The organism is Microbacterium saccharophilum, assembly GCF_007992455.1.
GTDB lineage: Bacteria > Actinomycetota > Actinomycetes > Actinomycetales > Microbacteriaceae > Microbacterium > Microbacterium saccharophilum.
Genome location: NZ_BKAH01000001.1, coordinates 159,705 through 176,729, shown reverse-complemented (window position 1 = coordinate 176,729; position 17,025 = coordinate 159,705). Strand labels below are relative to the sequence as shown.

Annotated in this window: 19 protein-coding genes and 1 tRNA gene; 15 read left to right on the top strand and 5 right to left on the bottom strand. The window is 72.2% G+C overall.

What is annotated here, in order from left to right; translation table 11 throughout:
- Window positions 1–2: 2 nt before the first annotated feature.
- Window positions 3–2,444, bottom strand: a complete 2,442-nt coding sequence (locus tag MSA03_RS00945) for an ATP-dependent DNA ligase (protein ID WP_147049311.1) — start codon at window positions 2,442–2,444, stop codon at window positions 3–5.
- A 60-nt stretch (window positions 2,445–2,504) separates the two neighbouring features.
- On the opposite strand from MSA03_RS00945, the gene ku reads away from it, so the two are divergent.
- A complete protein-coding gene (ku, locus tag MSA03_RS00940) occupies window positions 2,505–3,452 on the top strand; it encodes a non-homologous end joining protein Ku (protein WP_147049310.1) in 948 nt (315 codons plus the stop codon).
- Between the two features lies 1 nt (window position 3,453).
- On the opposite strand, the gene MSA03_RS00935 is transcribed toward ku, so the two are convergent.
- From MSA03_RS00935 to MSA03_RS00925, 3 genes are all read right to left on the bottom strand, one after another.
- Window positions 3,454–4,254, bottom strand: coding sequence for a DedA family protein (locus tag MSA03_RS00935; protein ID WP_028495314.1), 801 nt, complete (start codon window positions 4,252–4,254; stop codon window positions 3,454–3,456).
- A gap of 60 nt (window positions 4,255–4,314) precedes the next feature.
- Window positions 4,315–4,396 (bottom strand) — tRNA-Leu (locus MSA03_RS00930).
- A gap of 24 nt (window positions 4,397–4,420) precedes the next feature.
- The gene (locus MSA03_RS00925; RefSeq protein WP_028495315.1) at window positions 4,421–5,254 is read right to left on the bottom strand and encodes a formate/nitrite transporter family protein; all 834 of its coding nucleotides are present in this window, start codon (window positions 5,252–5,254) and stop codon (window positions 4,421–4,423) included.
- A 93-nt stretch (window positions 5,255–5,347) separates the two neighbouring features.
- On the opposite strand from MSA03_RS00925, the gene MSA03_RS00920 reads away from it, so the two are divergent.
- Genes MSA03_RS00920 through MSA03_RS00890 form a run of 7 tightly spaced genes read left to right on the top strand, consistent with a single transcriptional unit; the run spans window position 5,348 to window position 9,741 of the window.
- Complete coding sequence (locus tag MSA03_RS00920; RefSeq protein WP_244946264.1) at window positions 5,348–6,508, top strand: TadA family conjugal transfer-associated ATPase; 1,161 nt, start codon at window positions 5,348–5,350, stop codon at window positions 6,506–6,508.
- 10 nt (window positions 6,509–6,518) lie between these two features.
- On the top strand, window positions 6,519–7,376 hold the full coding sequence (locus MSA03_RS00915) for a type II secretion system F family protein (RefSeq protein WP_147049308.1): 858 nt from the start codon (window positions 6,519–6,521) through the stop codon (window positions 7,374–7,376).
- On the top strand, window positions 7,373–8,284 hold the full coding sequence (locus MSA03_RS00910) for a type II secretion system F family protein (RefSeq protein WP_147049307.1): 912 nt from the start codon (window positions 7,373–7,375) through the stop codon (window positions 8,282–8,284). Before MSA03_RS00915 ends, MSA03_RS00910 begins: the two co-directional genes overlap by 4 nt.
- Before the next feature lie 42 nt (window positions 8,285–8,326).
- Window positions 8,327–8,518, top strand: coding sequence for a hypothetical protein (locus MSA03_RS00905; RefSeq protein ID WP_028495319.1), 192 nt, complete (start codon window positions 8,327–8,329; stop codon window positions 8,516–8,518).
- An 8-nt stretch (window positions 8,519–8,526) separates the two neighbouring features.
- Window positions 8,527–8,901, top strand: coding sequence for a TadE/TadG family type IV pilus assembly protein (locus tag MSA03_RS00900; RefSeq protein ID WP_028495320.1), 375 nt, complete (start codon window positions 8,527–8,529; stop codon window positions 8,899–8,901).
- A complete protein-coding gene (locus MSA03_RS00895; RefSeq protein WP_028495321.1) occupies window positions 8,876–9,331 on the top strand; it encodes a hypothetical protein in 456 nt (151 codons plus the stop codon). Before MSA03_RS00900 ends, MSA03_RS00895 begins: the two co-directional genes overlap by 26 nt.
- Entirely contained in the window at window positions 9,328–9,741 is a 414-nt protein-coding gene (locus MSA03_RS00890; protein WP_147049306.1) for a pilus assembly protein TadG-related protein, read from the top strand. Before MSA03_RS00895 ends, MSA03_RS00890 begins: the two co-directional genes overlap by 4 nt.
- Before the next feature lie 9 nt (window positions 9,742–9,750).
- Here MSA03_RS00890 and MSA03_RS00885 read toward each other — a convergent pair whose 3' ends face one another.
- A complete protein-coding gene (locus MSA03_RS00885; RefSeq protein WP_147049457.1) occupies window positions 9,751–10,998 on the bottom strand; it encodes an MFS transporter in 1,248 nt (415 codons plus the stop codon).
- A 61-nt stretch (window positions 10,999–11,059) separates the two neighbouring features.
- On the opposite strand from MSA03_RS00885, the gene prfB reads away from it, so the two are divergent.
- The 7 genes from prfB (at window position 11,060) to ftsX (ending at window position 16,982) form a co-directional block, all read left to right on the top strand.
- A complete protein-coding gene (gene prfB, locus MSA03_RS00880) occupies window positions 11,060–12,169 on the top strand; it encodes a peptide chain release factor 2 (RefSeq protein WP_028495324.1) in 1,110 nt (369 codons plus the stop codon).
- A gap of 95 nt (window positions 12,170–12,264) precedes the next feature.
- Entirely contained in the window at window positions 12,265–13,086 is an 822-nt protein-coding gene (locus MSA03_RS00875) for a DUF4397 domain-containing protein (protein ID WP_147049305.1), read from the top strand.
- Between the two features lie 11 nt (window positions 13,087–13,097).
- Window positions 13,098–13,730 (top strand): class F sortase, encoded by a 633-nt coding sequence (locus tag MSA03_RS00870; RefSeq protein ID WP_147049304.1) that lies wholly within the window; start codon window positions 13,098–13,100, stop codon window positions 13,728–13,730.
- Entirely contained in the window at window positions 13,730–14,317 is a 588-nt protein-coding gene (locus MSA03_RS00865) for an RNA polymerase sigma factor (protein ID WP_147049303.1), read from the top strand. The genes MSA03_RS00870 and MSA03_RS00865 overlap by 1 nt, the downstream gene beginning before the upstream one ends.
- Entirely contained in the window at window positions 14,304–15,026 is a 723-nt protein-coding gene (locus tag MSA03_RS00860; protein WP_147049302.1) for an anti-sigma factor, read from the top strand. The genes MSA03_RS00865 and MSA03_RS00860 overlap by 14 nt, the downstream gene beginning before the upstream one ends.
- Window positions 15,027–15,087: 61 nt before the next feature.
- A complete protein-coding gene (ftsE, locus tag MSA03_RS00855; RefSeq protein WP_028495329.1) occupies window positions 15,088–16,071 on the top strand; it encodes a cell division ATP-binding protein FtsE in 984 nt (327 codons plus the stop codon).
- Window positions 16,068–16,982, top strand: a complete 915-nt coding sequence (gene ftsX, locus MSA03_RS00850; RefSeq protein ID WP_028495330.1) for a permease-like cell division protein FtsX — start codon at window positions 16,068–16,070, stop codon at window positions 16,980–16,982. Before ftsE ends, ftsX begins: the two co-directional genes overlap by 4 nt.
- The last annotated feature ends 43 nt before the right edge of the window (window positions 16,983–17,025 follow it).

Here is a 17,025-nt window from a genome sequence, read left to right as displayed (position 1 = left end):
CCTCAGACGTCCTCCCGCACCACGTCCTCGGGACGCACGTCGGGGCGCAGTCCGCGCCACCGCGCGTGACGCAGTGTGCCGCCCGGGGTGAACTCGGCGAACTCGACCTCGGCGACGAGTTCCGGGCGCACCCACAGGGCGTCCGACGCGTCCGCCCGCGGGACGCCGACCATCGGGTTCTCGTCGGTCCGCAGCGGCTGAAGCTGCGACTCCAGCAGCCGCAGCGTGGCCTCGCTGAATCCGGAGCCCACTCGGCCGACGTACTGCAGGCCGTCCGGGCCGGGGATCCCGAGCAGCAGCGACCCGATGGTGCCCGTGCGGCCGCCCTTCCCGGGGCGGATCGCGCCGATCACGACGTCCTGCGTGCGGGTCAGCTTCACCTTGAGCCACTCCTCCGACCGGGACCCCGGACGGTAGCGCGACCGCGGATCCTTCACGACGACGCCCTCCAGCTCCAGCGCCGTCGCCGTCGCGAGCGCCGCGTCGAGGTCGTCGGCCACCGGCGGGACGACGACGGCCGCATCGGCGCCCGCGACGAGGTCCTCGAGCAGAGCGCGGCGTTCGGTGAGGGGCCGGTCCATGACATCCAGCCCGCCCACCGACAGCACGTCGAACAGGACGTACGTGACGGGGGTTCGACGCGCCTCGCGCTCGATTTCCCGCGGCCTCGTCAGGTGCATGCGGCTCTGCAGCCGATGGAAGCTCGGTCGCCCGCGCTCGTCGTACGCGACGACCTCGCCGTCGACGACCGCAGGCCCGGGCCCGAGACCGACGTCGACGCCGGTCAGCTCGGGGTAGCGGGCCGTGATGTCGGTGCCGCTGCGCGCCCGCATCCGCAGGCGCTCCCCGTCCCACACGCCGATCGCGCGGATGCCGTCCCACTTGAACTCCACCCACGGCTCACCCCAGCGCCGCGCGGCCTGCGCCGCCCGGGTAGAGGTGGACGGCGTCGCGAGCATGGGTGCCGCGTCCGGGGCGGCGCCGCGCGACCGGGGCCGTGCGCGCCCGGGCACCGCCGCAGCCACAGGCACCGCGGCAGCCACGGGCGCCGCAGGCGCGGCATCCTTCATGCGGTGCAGCAGCCACTGCGACTTCTCGCCCGCGCCCTGCGTGCGGATGAGCGCGAGCCGCACGGTGCCGAGCGGCCCGCCCTCGGCGCCCGCGGCGGTGAAGATCACCTCGTCGTCGCGCCACTTCTCCGCGTCGTAGACGCCGCGGTCCCAGATCGTCATCGTGCCGGCGCCGTACTCGCCCTTCGGGATCTCGCCGGAGAAGTCGAGGTAGCTGAGCGGATGCGGCTCGGTCATGACCGCGAGGTTGTTCTTCTCCGTCGTGACCGGGATGCCGCGCGGCACGGCCCAGCTGACGAGCACGCCGTCCCGCTCCAGACGCAGGTCCCAGTGCAGCCGGCTCGCGTGATGCTCCTGGATGACGAACCGCGCCGCGCCTGGGCCGGGGTCGCCGCCCGGAGCGGGGGAGGCCGGGACCGGCTCGGGCGTGCGTGCCGCGTCGCGCTTGGCGATGTACGAGGCGAGGCTCCCGGTCGACCCGGCCGAGGCCGCCGAGGCGGCCACCGGAGCGAGAGGCGCGAGGAGGTCGCCGACCTCGTCCGTGCGCTCGAGCATCTCATCGAAGCGGAGATGCCGGAGGCCGGGGTCTGCCAGCTCCTCCCACGACCGGGGCGCGGCGATCATCGGGTGGTCCCGGCCGCGCAGCGAGTACGGCGCGATCGTCGTCTTCGACCCGTTGTTCTGGCTCCAGTCCAGGAACACCTTGCCGGGCCGGGCGCTCTTGGACATCTGCGACACGACGAGGTCGGGGTGATCGGCCTCCAGGAGCCGGGCCAGCTCCTTCGCGAACGCGGAGATCTCGTCGCTCGTCCGCGTCCCGTCCAGGTGCGCGTAGAGGTGGATGCCCTTGCTGCCGCTCGTCACGGGGAAGGGGTCGAGGCCCATCCCGGTGAGGATCTCCCGCGACCAGCGCGCCACCTCCGCACACTCAGCGAGCCCGACGCCGGGGCCGGGGTCGAGGTCCAGCACGATCCGGTCGGGGTTGCGCCGGGCGCCGTGCGCGTCGAACCGCCATTGCGGCACGTGCAGCTCGAGGCTCGCGACCTGCGCGAGGTAGACGAGGGTCGGCACGTCCTCGACGAGCGGGTAGTCCTTCGCCCCTGTCGAGTGGTCGATGGGATGCCGGGGGATCCAGGCCGGCGCGCCGGGCTCGAGGTCCTTCGCGAAGAACGGGGGCGCGTCGACCCCCTCGGGCCAGCGCTTCCGCGTCACGGGGCGGCCGCTCACGTGCGGGATCAGCAGGGGGGCGATGCGGGTGACGTAGTCGATGACCTCGCCCTTGGTCGTCCCGGTGTCGGGGTAGAGCACCTTGTCGAGGTTCGTCAGTCGCAGGCGGCGGTCGCCGACGCGCACGAGCTGTCCCTCACCTGCCATGACGAAAGGCTAGTGCGCAACCTCTGGCCCGAATCGGTCCACGCGGTGTGTACTGGGGGAATGAGAGCGATCTGGAAGGGTGCCCTGACCTTCGGCCTCGTCAACGTGCCGGTCAAGGTCTACTCCGCCACCGAAGACCACGACGTGTCGCTGCACCAGGTGCACGCGGCCGACGGAGGGCGCATCCGGTACCAGCGGATCTGCGAGATCGACGGCGAGGTCGTGCCGTACGCCGAGATCGACAAGGCCTACGACGACGGGGAGCGCACGGTCGTCCTGACCTCCGACGACCTCGCCTCCCTGCCCTCCGAGCGCAGCCGGGAGATCGAGGTGGTGGAGTTCGTGCCGAGCGAGCAGATCGACCTGCTCACCCTCGACCGTGCGTACTACCTCGAACCGGATTCCGCATCGCCGAAGGCCTACGTGCTGCTGCGGAAGACGCTCGAGCAGACCGACCGCACCGCCGTCGTGCGCTTCTCGCTGCGGCAGAAGACGCGGCTCGCGGCCCTGCGCGTCCGCGGCGACGTGCTGGTGCTGCAGACGCTGCTCTGGGCGGATGAGGTGCGCGAGGCCGCATTCCCAGGGCTCGACGCGCCGGTGAAGATCTCCGAGAAGGAGCTCGAGCTGTCGGCATCCCTCGTGGAGAGCTTCTCGAGCGACTTCGATCCCGACGAATTCGTCGACGAGTATCAGAAGGAGCTGCGGACCCTGATCGAGGCGAAGCTCGAGCAGGGCGACGCGCTGGACACGTCGGAGACCTTCGGCGACCGCGAAGAGGCCGACACGGGTGGCGAGGTGATCGACCTCATGGCGGCCCTCCGAGCGAGCGTGGAGCGCAGCCGCGCGGCGCGCGGGGAGAGCACCGCGAAGCCTGCGGCGGCGGAGGACCCGAAGCCGGCGGCGAAGAAGCCGGCCGCGAAATCCGCCGACAAGACCGCGGAGAAGGCCCCCGCCAAGAAGAGCACGGCGAAGACGCCTGCGAAGAAGGCGACGAAGAAGGCGTCCTGAGTCAGACCTGCGCGCGGGGCGGCTCGGTGCCGTCGCCGTCGTGCCGGCCGAACTCCGGCTCCTTGTCGAAGACCTCGGGGTCGAGGACCAGCGCCTCGGCCTCGTCGTGGTCGACGACGACGTCCTCGCCGGCGGCGGCGGCCTTGCGGGCCTTGTACCGCTCGGAGAAGTAGTGCCAGACCGTGATCAGCGCCGTGCCGCCGACGGCGGCCAGCAGGATGAGGTCGATGTACTCCGACACGAACCATGCCACCGGCGGAATGAACCCGATGAGGTAGCCGAACATCGTGAGGCCGAAGCCCCAGAGGACCGCACCGATGAGGTTGTACAGCGTGTACTTGCCCTTGTGCATGTGCCCGACACCGGCCGCGACCGGCGCGAACGTGCGGACGATGGGCACGAAGCGGGCCAGGATGATCGTCAGCCCGCCGTACCGCTCGAAGAACGCGTTGGTGCGCTCGACGTTCTTCCGGCTGAACAGGCCGGACTCCTTGCGCTCGAAGATCGCCGGGCCGCCCTTGTGGCCGATGAAGAACCCGACTTCACCGCCGACGAACGCCGCGAGTCCGATGAGCAGCGCCACCCACCAGACGCTGATGCCGAAGACGCCGTTGGGGGCGTAGTCCTGCGGGTGCGAGAGCAGACCGGAGATGACGAGCAGCGTGTCGCCCGGCAGGAGGAATCCGATCAGCAGACCGGTCTCGGCGAAGACGATGAAGCACACGACGACGAGGGCCCAGGGGCCCGCCGTCGTGATGATCAGTTCGGGGTCGAGCCAGGGGATGAGAGCGATGGAGTGCACAGGGGTCCCGTCGGTCGTGCGTGCGGTCGGCGGTCAGCAGATTCCAGCCTAACCGGCTCGTGCGGAAGGTGGGACTTGAACCCACACGCCCGAAGGCACAGGAACCTAAATCCTGCGTGTCTGCCGATTTCACCACTCCCGCGGAAGCCTCAGTCTAGTGAGCGCGTCAGGCCTCGACGGCGGCGTCGTCGGGGCGGGGGAGCGCCTGATCGAGCTGACGGTCCCAGCGCGGCGAACCGCCGACGAACCAGTACGCGGCGCCGATGAACACGGCGCCGCCGATGAGGTTGCCGAGACCGACCCAGAGCAGGTTCCCGCCGAAGAGCCCCCACGTCGCATGCTCGTAGCCGCCGAAGAGGCCGATGGAGTACGTCGTCATGTTCGCGACGACGTGCTCGAAGCCGGAGGCGATGAAGGCGAGCAGCGCCCAGAAGATGACGGCGAGCTTCGGTCCGTCGGTGGTGAGGCGGTTGCACATCCAGATCGCGAGGCACACGAGGATGTTGCAGAGGATGCCGCGGACGAACAGCTCGGCGGGCGATTCGGTCGCCTTCGCGGCCAGGAGGTCCTGGATCATCTCGCCCGCGGCGGCGTTGGAGTGCAGGACGCCGGAGGCGACGACGAGACCGCCGAAGACCGCCGAACCCAGGATGTTCGCGCCGAAGGTGAACAGCAGCGCCCCGAGGGCAGGGAGGGGGCGGACCGCCCGCATGAGCGTTCCCTGGGCGAGGATCATCATCGCGGACGTCACGAGCTCCGCGCCCGCGAAGACGACGAGCGTGAGCGCGACCCCGAAGACGAGGCCGCTCACGAGCTTGACGGCGGGTTCGCCCGCGGCGGCGAAGGGCCCCGCAGCGCTGACCATCAGGACGACGGCCACGCCCACATAGGCGCCGGCGAGCATCCCCGAGACGAGGAAGCGCACGGGAGCGCGCAGGCCCTCGGTCTTGTGGATCGCGGCATCGGCCTGCGCCGTCAGAGTCTGCGGAACGGTGAGCACACTCCATTGTCGCTGTGGTCGGACCACAAAGCAAGCACCGGAAGATGTGGATAACTTGCTCGGGCGTGCCCAGGGCTTGTCAGGATGCCTCGGGTGAGCCTGGCGTCGCTGTCTCCGAACGTCGCGCCGGCGACCCGGACCGTCGCCGAGCGCGTGCGCGAGCGCCTGCGCGCCGAGCAGATCGATCCGGCGCGGGAGCCGGACCGGGCTGCCCTGATCGTGCGCGCCGAGGTGCGGCGGCACAACGACTATGCGCTCGGGCGCGGCGGCGAGCTCATCGACGACGAAGCGGCCTGCGTCCGCGACGTGCTCGCGAGCGTCGCGGGATACGGCCCGCTGCAGGCGCTCCTCGACGACCCGGGCGTCGAGGAGGTGTGGATCAACGCGCCGGACCGCGTGTACGTCGCACGGGCCGGTCGCAGCGAACGCGCCCCCGTCGTCCTGACCGACGACGCCGTCCGCGATCTCGTCGAGCGGATGCTGCACGCCACCGGCCGGCGCGTCGACCTCAGCCAGCCGTTCGTCGACGCGTCCCTGCCCGACGGCTCCCGGCTGCACGTCGTCATCCCCGACATCACCCGGCGGCACTGGGCCGTCAACATCCGGAAGTTCCTCCCCGCCTACCGCGGGCTCGACGACCTCGTCGCGATCGGCTCCATGCCGCCGGAGATCGCCGACCTGCTGCGGACCGCGATGGCGGACGGCCGCACCGTGCTCGTGTCGGGGGCGACGGCGGCGGGCAAGACGACCCTCCTCGGCGCGCTCATCGCGGCGTGCCCCGCCCACCACCGCATCGTCACGGTCGAGGAGACGTTCGAGTTGGCCGTGCGCGCCCCCGACATCGTCGCGATGCAGGGACGCCAGCCGAGCCTCGAGGGGACCGGGGAGGTGACGCTCCGTCGCCTCGTGAAGGAGGCGCTCCGGATGCGACCGGACCGGCTCGTGGTCGGGGAGGTCCGCGACGCCGAGGCGCTCGACCTGCTCCTCGCGCTCAACACCGGCGTGCCGGGCGCCGCGACGCTGCACGCCAACTCCGCCGGGGAGGCGCTGCGCAAGCTCGCTGCCCTGCCGCTGCTTGCGGGCCGGAACATCGGCGCCGGGTTCGTCGTGCCGGCGATCGCCTCCTCCGTGCACCTCGTGGTGCACTGCGCGCGTGCCGCCGACGGCCGGCGCTTCGTCTCCGAGGTCGTCGCCCCCACCGGCCGCGTCGCCGACGGGGTCGCCGAGACCGAAACCGTCTGGGCCTGGGCATGACGGCGCGGACATGATCATCGTGTGGGGCGCGACCCTCGCCGCCGGGCTGCTGCTGACGCTGTCCCCGTGGCTCTGGCCGCCGCGGACGACGGCGGCGCCGCCCCGCGCCCCCGGGCGCGTCGCCCGCATGCTCGAGGCCGCCGGGTTCGCGCATACGCCCGCCGGTCGCCTCCTCGTCCTGTCCGCCGGCGCCGCCGTTCTCGCGGCCGCCGTCGCCTGGCTCCTCACCGCGCTGGCGGCGGTGGCGCTCGTCGCGGCGCTCGTCGGGGCCGCCGCCCCCACCGTGTGGCTGCGCGGCCGGGCTCGCCGGCTGCTCCGGTCGCGCCGGGCGCTGTGGCCCGATGTATGCGACCTCCTCGTCGCGTCCGTCCGTGCCGGCATGTCCCTGCCGGATGCCGTCGCCGCGCTCGCGACGTCGGCACCGGCGCCGCTGCGTCCGGCCTTCTCCGCATTCGCCGGCGACGTCGCGGCATCCGGTCATTTCGACTCCAGCGCCCTGCGCCTGAAGTCCGCGCTCGGCGATCCGGTCGGCGACCGCATCATCGAGACGCTCCGGATGGCGCGCCAGGTGGGCGGGACCGAGCTCACCACCGTGCTGCGCGCGCTGTCGTCATCCGTGCGCGCCGATGCGGCACTGCGCGCCGAGGTCGAGGCCCGCCAGTCGTGGATCCGAGGAGCCGCCGTCCTCGGCGTCGTCGCGCCGTGGATCGTGCTCGTGCTGCTGTCGATGCGGCCCGAGGGCGCGGCGGCGTACTCCAGTGCGCAAGGCGTCGTCGTGATCCTCACCGGTGCGGCCGTGTCGGTCCTCGCCTACCGCCTCATGCTCCGGGTCGGCCGCCTGTCCGAGCCCCGGCGGTGGTTCGGATGATCACGCAGGCGGCCCTCGCGATCGTCCTCGGCGGCGCGTTCGCAGCCGGCGTGCTGCTGGCCGCCCAGCGGGTGCCGCGCTGGGCGGCGCCGAGCCTCGCGCGGCGCATCGCGCCCTACGTGCGCGACGTCGCGGATCCGCTCGGCCTCACCCCGCTCGCCCCGCCCGTCGGGCTCGGTGTGTGGCGGGTCCGGCGTGACCGGCTCATCGCCGGGCTCGGTGGGGCGGAGGCGCTCAACCGCCGGCTCCGGCAGGCCGGCTGGGCGCAGGATGCCGTCGCCTTCCGCGCCCGGCAGCTCGCGTGGGCGGTGGCCGGCGTCGCGGTCGGGGGAGCGCTCGCCGTCGCCGCCGTGCTGAGCGCGGGCAATCCCGCGGCCGCGGCGCTCGCGCCGCCGATCCTCGGATGCGCGGGCGCCGTGCTGTGCGACGTGCACCTGACCGGCGCCGCACGGCGGCGGGTCGCCCGCGTCGAGGAGCAGCTGCCGACCGTGCTGGAGTTCCTCGCCCTGTGCCTCGCGGCCGGGGAGAGCCTGCTGGATGCCCTGCGCCGCATCGGCGAGGTGGGCTCGGGGGACCTCACCGCCGAGATCCGGCGGGCCGTCCTCGCGACCGGTACGGGGTCGAGTCTCACGGACGCGCTTGGCGAGCTGTCGCAGACGCTCGACGTGCCCGCCCTGTCGCGGGCCCTCGATCAGCTCATCGCGGCCCTGGACCGCGGCGCCCCGCTCGCGCAGGTGCTCCAGGCGCAGGCGTCCGACGCGCGGGAGGACGCCAAGCGCACCCTCATCGAGCAGGCCGGGCGCAAGGAGATCGCGATGCTCCTCCCGCTGGTGTTCCTGATCCTCCCGCTGTCGGTGCTGTTCGCCGTGTTCCCCGGCATCGTCATGCTGCGGCTGGGTATCGGATGACGGGTGAGGGGACCGGATGACCGGTCGGAAAGGAGGCGGATGATGATCCGCACAAGCTGGGGCCGTGTGAGGGCGGCATGGGAGGACACGCTCGTCGACGAACGCGGCGACGTGCCCGGCTGGGTGCTCGTGACGCTCATGACGGCGGGACTCGTCGTCGCGATCTGGGCGCTCGCCGGGCCTGCGCTGGCCGACCTGTTCCAGCAGGCGATCAGCCGCGTCTCCGGCTTCTGAGGTCGGCGATGGACGACCGCGGCTCGAGCCCCGTGGAGTTCGTCCTCGTCGGTGCGCTCCTGACGGTGCTGACGCTCGCCGTCGTGCAGCTCGGCCTCGCCGTCTACGTCCGCAACGTCGTCCACGATGCGGCCGTCGAGGGTGCGTACCACGCGGCGCTCGCCGACACGTCCCTGCGGGACGGTGCCGAGCGCACGACCGCGATCATCGCCCGCACGGTCGGGGACGTGTTCGTCCAGGACGTGAGCGCGCGGGACGCATCCTCGGGCGGTCAGCCGATCATCGAGGTGACGGTCACGGCGACCCTGCCGCTCGTCGGGCTGCTCGGCATGACCGGAGGGCTGGAGGTGACCGGTCATGCGCCCGCAGAGAGCCTGGACTGACGAGGACACCGGCGCGGCCGCGCTCGAGTTCATCCTCGTGGGCCTCGTCCTGCTCGTTCCGGTCGTGTACCTCATCGTCGCCCTCGGCTCGATCCAGGCTCACGCCCTCGGCGTCGAGGCGGGGTCGCGGCACATCGCGCGGGCGATCGCGACGGCCCCGGATGCCGCCACCGCGGACGCCCGCGCGCGGGAGATCCTCGCGTCGGTGACGCAGGAGTACGGCATCGATCCGGGCGCCGTGCAGGTCTCCGTCGGATGCCGCCCGGCCGGCGCCGCGTGCCCGTCCGCCGGCGCGACGCTCCTCGTGACCCTGACCACCGCAGTCCCGCTTCCGCTCGTCCCGCCGGTGCTCGACCTGGACCGCGTCGCCCGGGTGCCCGTGGAGGCCGTGACGGCGCAGAAGGTGTCGCGCTTCTGGGGGACCGGATGACCCGGCGACCACGGGACGATGAGGGGAGCGTGCTGCTCCTCACGATCGGCTACGCCGTGCTGGCGCTCGCCCTCGTCTTCGTGTGCGTGGACGCCACGAGCCTGTATCTCGCGCAGAAGCGGGTGGATGCCGTCGCCGACGCGGCCGCACTCGCCGGCGCCGACGGGTTCACCGTGACGGTCGAGGGCGGCCAGGCGTCCGCGACGCTCACCGACGCCGGTGTCCGCGACCAGGCCGCGGACCTCGTCGCGGCGCTCGGGACGGCCACGCTCGTCTCCGCGGAGACCCCCGACGGCGTCTCGGCGCGCGTCACCGTCACCGCGACGTGGCATCCGCCCATCCTCGCGCTCTTCGTTCCCGACGGTGTCGTGCTGCGGGCGACCGCCACGAGCCGCAACGCGCTGCGCTGACCCGCCGGGTCAGGCGCGGGGGACGAACCGCGGCACCCAGCGCAGGAACGCGCCGGCGCCGAGGAGCCCCACGACGCCCATGACGGCGGTCGCGAGGCCGAGCGTCGACACGGCCGCGACGGCGGAGACGAGGAGCGGGGCGACGGCGCCGCCGGCATCCGTCAGGGTGCGCCACGACCCGAGGAACGGCGCCGGGTCGGCGGGTGGGGCCACATCGGCGCCGAGGGTCAGGAGGATGCCGCTGGACAGGCCGTTGCCGACGCCGAGGACGGCAGCGAACATCGCGAACCACATGGCGGCGGAGTCCAGGTCGTGCGTGACGGACAGCGCGAGGAAGCCGGCGCCCATCAGGATCATCGCGGGCAACGCCGCCCACAGGCGCCCGAAGCGGTCCATGACCTGTCCGCTCGCGTAGAACAGCGCGAAGTCGATGGCGCCGGAGATGCCGACGACGAGGGCGATGCTCTGCGCATCCAGGCCGATGGACACGCCCCACAGGGGCAGGACCACCTGACGCGTCGACCGGACCGCCGACAGCGACGCGGCGGCGAGCCCGAGCCGCGACAGGACGCCGCGATGCCGCCACATGGTGCGGAAGACGCCGGCCCGCTCGCTCGTCGGAATGGACCCGGTCACCGCCTCCCCGGTGTCCTCCGCGAAGCACGGGTCGCCCGTCGCGGCGGGCTCCCGCACGGCCGCCATCTCGGTCTCGGGGTCGGCGCCGACGAGCACCAGGATCACGGTCGCGACGAGGCATCCGCCGAAGAACCAGAACGCGGCATGCTCGTCGGCGAACACGGCGAGCAGCCCCGCCGCGACGAACGGCCCGATGAACATGCCCAGGCGGAACGTGCCGCCCAGGAGCGACAGCGCGCGGGCGCGGAAGCCCAGCGGCACGCGCGTCGTCATGAACGAATGCCGGGCGAGGCCGAAGACGGCGGCGCAGAAGCCGATGAGGAACACGGATGCCGCCAGCACGGGCAGGCTGGGCGCCGCGAGCAGGCCCGCGACCCCCGCGATCGCAAGGGTACCGCCGCCTGCCATCGTGACGCGCTCCCCGAACCGGGCGACGGCCCACCCCGCCGGGATGTTGCCGCACAGCTGGCCGACGACGAGGGCGGAGGCGATGAGCGCCGCGGTCGGGACGTCGGCGCCGAGCTCGGCGGCGATGACGGGCAGGAGCGGGATGACGGCGCCCTCGCCGAGGGCGAACAGCAGCGTCGGGCCGTAGATCATGGGGGCGAATCGCCACAGCATGGCCCGGATCGGTTCGGAGTCGGCGGCGGCGGTCACCGCATCCACGTTAGTCTGGACTGTCATGCTCGAACTCGATCTCTCCGCCGACATCCAGGCCCTCCGCGCCACCTTCGCCGACATCCAGGCGGTGGTCGACGTCGAGGGGCTCACCGCGGAGATCGCGCGCCTGTCCGAGGAGGCCGGTGCACCCGACCTCTGGGATGACGTCGAGAAGGCGCAGAAGGTCACGAGCGCCCTCAGCCACCGGCAGACCGAGCTGCGCCGCATCACCGAGATCGAGCAGCGCCTCGACGACCTCGACGTGCTCATCGAGCTCGCCGTCGAGATGGAGGACGAGGACTCCGCCGCCGAGGCGCGCACCGAGCTCGCCGACCTGGAGAAGGTCATCGGCCAGCTCGAGGTGCAGACGCTCCTGGACGGGGAGTACGACTCCCGCTCCGCCGTCGTCACGATCCGCTCCGGCGCCGGCGGCGACGACGCCACCGACTTCGCCGACATGCTCCTGCGCATGTACCTGCGCTGGGCGGAGCGTCACAAGTACCCCGTGAAGGTCATGGACACCTCGTACGCGGAGGGCGCGGGCATCAAGTCCGCGACCTTCGAGGTCGACGCGCCCTACGCCTACGGCACGCTGTCGGTCGAGGCCGGCACGCACCGTCTCGCCCGGATCAGCCCCTTCGGCTCCGCCGACAAGCGGCAGACGAGCTTCGCCGCCGTCGAGGTCATCCCCGTCATGGAGGAGGCCGTCGAGGTCGAGGTCCCCGAGGGCGACATCCGCGTCGACGTCTTCCGCTCCTCCGGCCCCGGCGGGCAGTCCGTCAACACGACCGACTCGGCCGTCCGCATCACCCACCTCCCGACCGGCCTCGTCGTCTCCATGCAGAACGAGAAGTCGCAGATCCAGAACCGGGCCGCCGCCATGCGCGTCCTGCAGACGCGCCTGCTGCTCCTCAAGCGCGAGGAGGAAGCGGCGAAGAAGAAGGAGCTGGCCGGCACCATCACCGCCAGCTGGGGCGACCAGATGCGCTCCTACTTCCTCTATGGACAGCAGCTCGTGAAGGATCTCCGCACCGGATACGAGGTCGGCAACCCCGCCGCCGTGTTCGACGGCGACCTGGACGGTCTCATCGCCGCCGGCATCCGCTGGCGCAAGCGCAAGACCGACGACTGAACTTTTTTCATTCGCCTGCATCCAAATGACGGTGTGCGGGGGAATCCCTTGATGAAGCGCGAAACAGGTCGCGCCCCATCGATAAGGAGTTCCTCGTGCGTAAGACACTCACTGCGGGCATCGCCGTCGGCGCTGTCGCCGCTCTCGCCGCATTCGCTCCCGCCTACGCCATCTCGGACACCACGGCCGATCTGTCGGTCCTGCACGGCATCCCGGACACCCCGGTCGACGTCTACGTCAACGGAGAGCTGACGCTGGACGACTTCCAGCCCGGCGATCTCGCCGGCCCGCTCGACCTTCCCGCCGGCGACTACGTGGTCGCGCTGACGGCGACGGATGCCGCGGACGACTCCGCCCCGGTGCTCGGTCCCATCACCCTGACGCTCGAGGCGAACAAGAGCTACACCGCCGTCGCCCACCTGGACACCGACGGGGCGCCCACCGCGAAGCTCTTCACCAACGACATCTCCGCCACGGATGCGGGACAGGGTCGCCTCACCGTCCGGCATGTCGCCGCGGCCCCGGCCGTGGACATCCTGGCGGGCGGCCAGCCCGTCGTGTCGGGTCTCGCGAACCCCGATGAGGCCTCGCTCGACCTCGCAGCCGGCACCGTGTCGGCGGCCGTCGCGCTGGCCGGCACCACCGACCCCGTCATCGGACCGGCCGATGTCACCGTCTCGGAGGGCGCCCTCACCATCGTGTACGCGTGGGGCAGCGCCGCGGATGAGAACCTGGCCCTCGCCGTCCAGACCGTTTCGGGCCTCCACTCCGGCCCCGACGGAGTGAACACCGGTGAGGCCGGCCTTGCCGCCGAGAACGGCTCGACCGGATGGCTGTTCGGCGCCGGCGCCGCGCTGCTGCTCGCCGTCGCGGCCGGCTCGGTCCTCTCCGTCCGCGCGGCCAACGCCCGCCGCTGACGCCGATGGCCATGTCGCGTCTGCTCCCCGCCCTCGTCGCTGTCGCGATGATCGGGACCCTCGCGGCCTGCACCACCCCCGACGCGGAGGGCGGGATCCCCAACCCGCCCTCCGCCTCGGCGACCGCGGCACCGGCACCGACCCCGTCGGCGTCGGTGCCGGTCGTCCGGGCGACCCCGACGCCCCCGCCCGTACCCTCGCCGGAGCCGACCGCGCTCGTGCTGCCCGACCTCGGCGTCGACATGCCGGTCGATCCCGTCGGCGTCCAGGCGAACGGGGCGATGGAGATACCGACGGATCCCGCCGTCGCGGGGTGGTACCGGTTCGGCCCCGCCCCGGCCGACGCGGCGGGCGCCACCGTCATCGCGGCGCACGTCGACTCCCGCGTGTACGGGCTCGGGCCCCTCGCGCGGCTCCGCGACGCGCAGCCGGGTCAGCAGGTCTCGGTCACCGATGCCGCCGGCACGATCACGACGTACATCGTCGAGAGCGTCACCTACATCCCGCGCGCGCAGCTCCCCGTCGACGAGCTGTTCTCCCGCGAGGGGCCGCGTTCCCTCGTCGTCATCACGTGCGGCGGCTCGTTCGACGAGCGAACCCGCAGTTACAGCGATAACGTGGTGCTCGTCGCACGGGAGGCATGATGACCCTCGTCGCCCCGCCGCCCGCCGCCTTCCGGAAGGAGCCCGCCATCGAGGACGATGCCGAACTCGGCGCACGCTTCGCCGCGGGCGACGAGCGCGCGCTGAAGGAGATGTACGACCGCTGGTCGCGGCTGGTCTACACCCTCGCCGTGCGCTCGCTCGGCGACCGGGCGGAGGCGGAGGACGTGACGCAGCGCACCTTCGTCTCGGCGTGGACCTCACGGGCTTCGTTCCAGTCGGGCAAGGGCCCCCTCGGCGGATGGCTCGTCGCCCTCGCGCGGCGCCGGATCGCCGACGCGCACGAAGCCCGCTCCCGCACGGCGCGGATCGAGGAGGCCATGCGCGCCGTGGCGGAGGAGCCGGTGGCGGCACCTGTCGACGTCAGCGATGCGATCGTCCTCGCCGACGAGATCGAGCAGCTCGAGCCGGACGCCCGCGCCGTCGTGACGCTCGCGTTCTACCAAGACCTGACCCACGCGCAGATCGCCGAGCGGCTGGCCATGCCACTGGGTACCGTGAAGAGTCACATCCGCCGAAGTCTCACCCGTCTGCGATCCCGATTGGAGGCCGCTCATGTCGCATATTGACCCGGACGTCGCGGCGCTCATCGCGATGGGCGAGCCGGTCGCCACCCCGGCCGAGCGTACGCACCTCGCCGAATGCGCGTCCTGTGCCGCCGAGGTGGCCGCGCTGGCACGCACCGTCGCCGTGGGCCGCTCCGTCGGCGGCGACGCCGCGCTGCTCACCCCGCCGCCGCGGGTGTGGGATGCCATCAGCTCCGAGCTGGGCTTCGACGAGGCCGTCGCGCCCGAGCCGGCAGCCGCGCAGCACGCCGTGCGGCGCGGAAGCCGCGGAAGCCGCCCCCGTCGGCGCCTCCTGCTCGCCCTGGTGGGCGCCGCGGCCGCCGTCGTCATCGTCGCGGGCGTCTGGACGTCCGTGAGCCTGCTGACCCCGCGCCCGCAGATCGTCGCCGAGGCCACCCTCGACGGGTTCCCCTCCTGGCAGGGCGCGGCCGGTGAAGCCGTCCTCGAGAAGGTCGACGGGCACCGGCGGGTCGTCGTGACCCTCGACGCCTCCGTCCCCGCCGACGGCTACCGCGAGGTGTGGCTCATCGCCTCCGACGGGTCCGCGCTCGTCAGCCTGGGGGTGCTCGACGGCGCCACCGGCGAGTTCGCGGTGCCCGACGACGTCGACCTGTCCACCTTCACGCTCGTCGACATCTCCCAGGAGGAGACCGGCGGCGACCCCGGGCACTCAGGGGACTCCATCGTCCGCGGTGAGCTCACCGCGGCCTGATCCACGGCACGCGGGTGTCGCTCGGCCCGCGCCGCGGGAGCGCGCATAGGCTCATCAGGTCATGATCCGGTTCGAGCACGTCAGCAAGCGGTACCGCGGGACGAACAAGCCGGCGCTCAGCGACGTCGATTTCGAGGTGCAGCGCGGCGAGTTCGTGTTCCTCGTCGGCGCGTCCGGCTCCGGGAAGTCCTCCTGCCTCCGCCTCATCCTGCGCGAGGATTCGCCCTCCGACGGGCGCGTCGTCGTCCTCGGGCGCGACCTGCGCACCCTGTCGAGCCGCAAGGTGCCGTACTTCCGGCGCCACATCGGCTCGGTCTTCCAGGACTTCCGGCTGCTGCCCAACAAGACCGTCTTCCAGAACGTCGCGTTCACGCTGCAGGTCATCGGGTCTTCCCGCGCCTTCATCCAGCAGGCGGTGCCGGAGGTGCTCGCCCTCGTGGGCCTCGAGGGGAAGCACAAGCGGTTCCCGCACGAGCTCTCCGGCGGTGAGCAGCAGCGCGTCGCGATCGCCCGCGCACTCGTGAACCGGCCGCAGATCCTCCTCGCCGACGAGCCCACCGGCAACCTCGACCCCGCCACCTCCGTCGACATCATGCAGCTCCTCGCGCGCATCAACGCCGGCGGCACGACCGTCGTCATGGCGACGCACGAGGCCGGGTTCGTCGACCAGATGCAGCGGCGCGTCATCGAGCTGCGCGGCGGAGTCATGGTGCGCGACGACCGCCACGGCGGGTACGGCGACACCTCGTCGCTGCCGAGCCTCGCGCCGGAGCCGGAGCGGGGTGCCGCGGCCGTCGCGGCACTCACGGCCGTACTCGAACTGCAGCGGGAGATCGCCGCCGCCGCTCCCGCGCCGGAGCAGCCGGCATCCGCCCCCGCGGTCGTCACCGACCCTGCACCCGTGGACGAGCCGCAGCCGCACACGCGCCCGATCATGATCGACGCGCCCGAGGTCGACCTCGACGACCTCGGCCTGAAGGGGATCGACGTGACCGGCAAGCTGGGGCTCGAAGGCCGCGACGACGAAGTGGGTCCGACGACATGAGATTCCGCCTCATCCTCGCCGAGGCCCTGTCGGGACTGCGGCGGAACGCCTCCATGGTGATCTCCGTCGTGCTCGTCACCTTCGTCTCGCTCACCTTCGTCGGCGCCGCGATGCTCATGCAGATGCAGATCGGCAAGATGCGCGACTACTGGGTCGATCGCGCGCAGGTCGCCGTCTTCATGTGCCGCGCGGACGCCGCCACCACGACGTGCGTCAACGGCGTCGCGTCGGAGGATCAGGTCGCCCAGGTGCGCGAGAAGCTGGAGAGCCCCGCGCTGGCGGGTGTCGTCCGCGACATCCGTTTCGAGACCCGCGACGAGGCGTACGCGAACGTGCTGGCCCTCATGGGGGAGGACTACGCCGACTTCATCACCCCCGAGCAGCTCAACGAGACGTTCTGGGTCAACCTCGTCGACCCCGGCCAGACCGACGTCATCGCGGAGGCGTTCGGCGGCATGGACGGCGTCGAGGAGGTGAAGGACCAGATGCAGTACCTGGATCCGCTCTTCTCGGCCCTGACGATCGCGACGTACATCGCCGTGGGGATCGCGGGGCTCATGCTGATCGCTGCCGTCCTGCTCATCGCCACGACGATCCGCCTGTCGGCCTACGCCAGGCGGAAAGAGCTCGGCATCATGCGGCTCGTGGGCGCGTCGAACAGGTTCATCCAGACACCGTTCATCCTGGAAGGCGTCTTCGCGGCCTTCATCGGCTCGGTGCTCGCGAGCGCCGCGATCCTCGCGGGGGTGGAGTTCGGCGTGCAGCAGTACCTGCGCGGCCGGGTGGACTTCGTCACGGACTGGGTGAACATGCGCGACGCCGCGGTCGTCATCCCCCTCGTCATCGTGATCGGGCTCGTGCTCGCGGCCGTGTCGGCCGGGTTCGCGATCCGGCGCTGGCTGCGCGCCTGAGCGCCCGGTCGGGATAGACTGACAGGCTGTCGCGCGCCGCCCG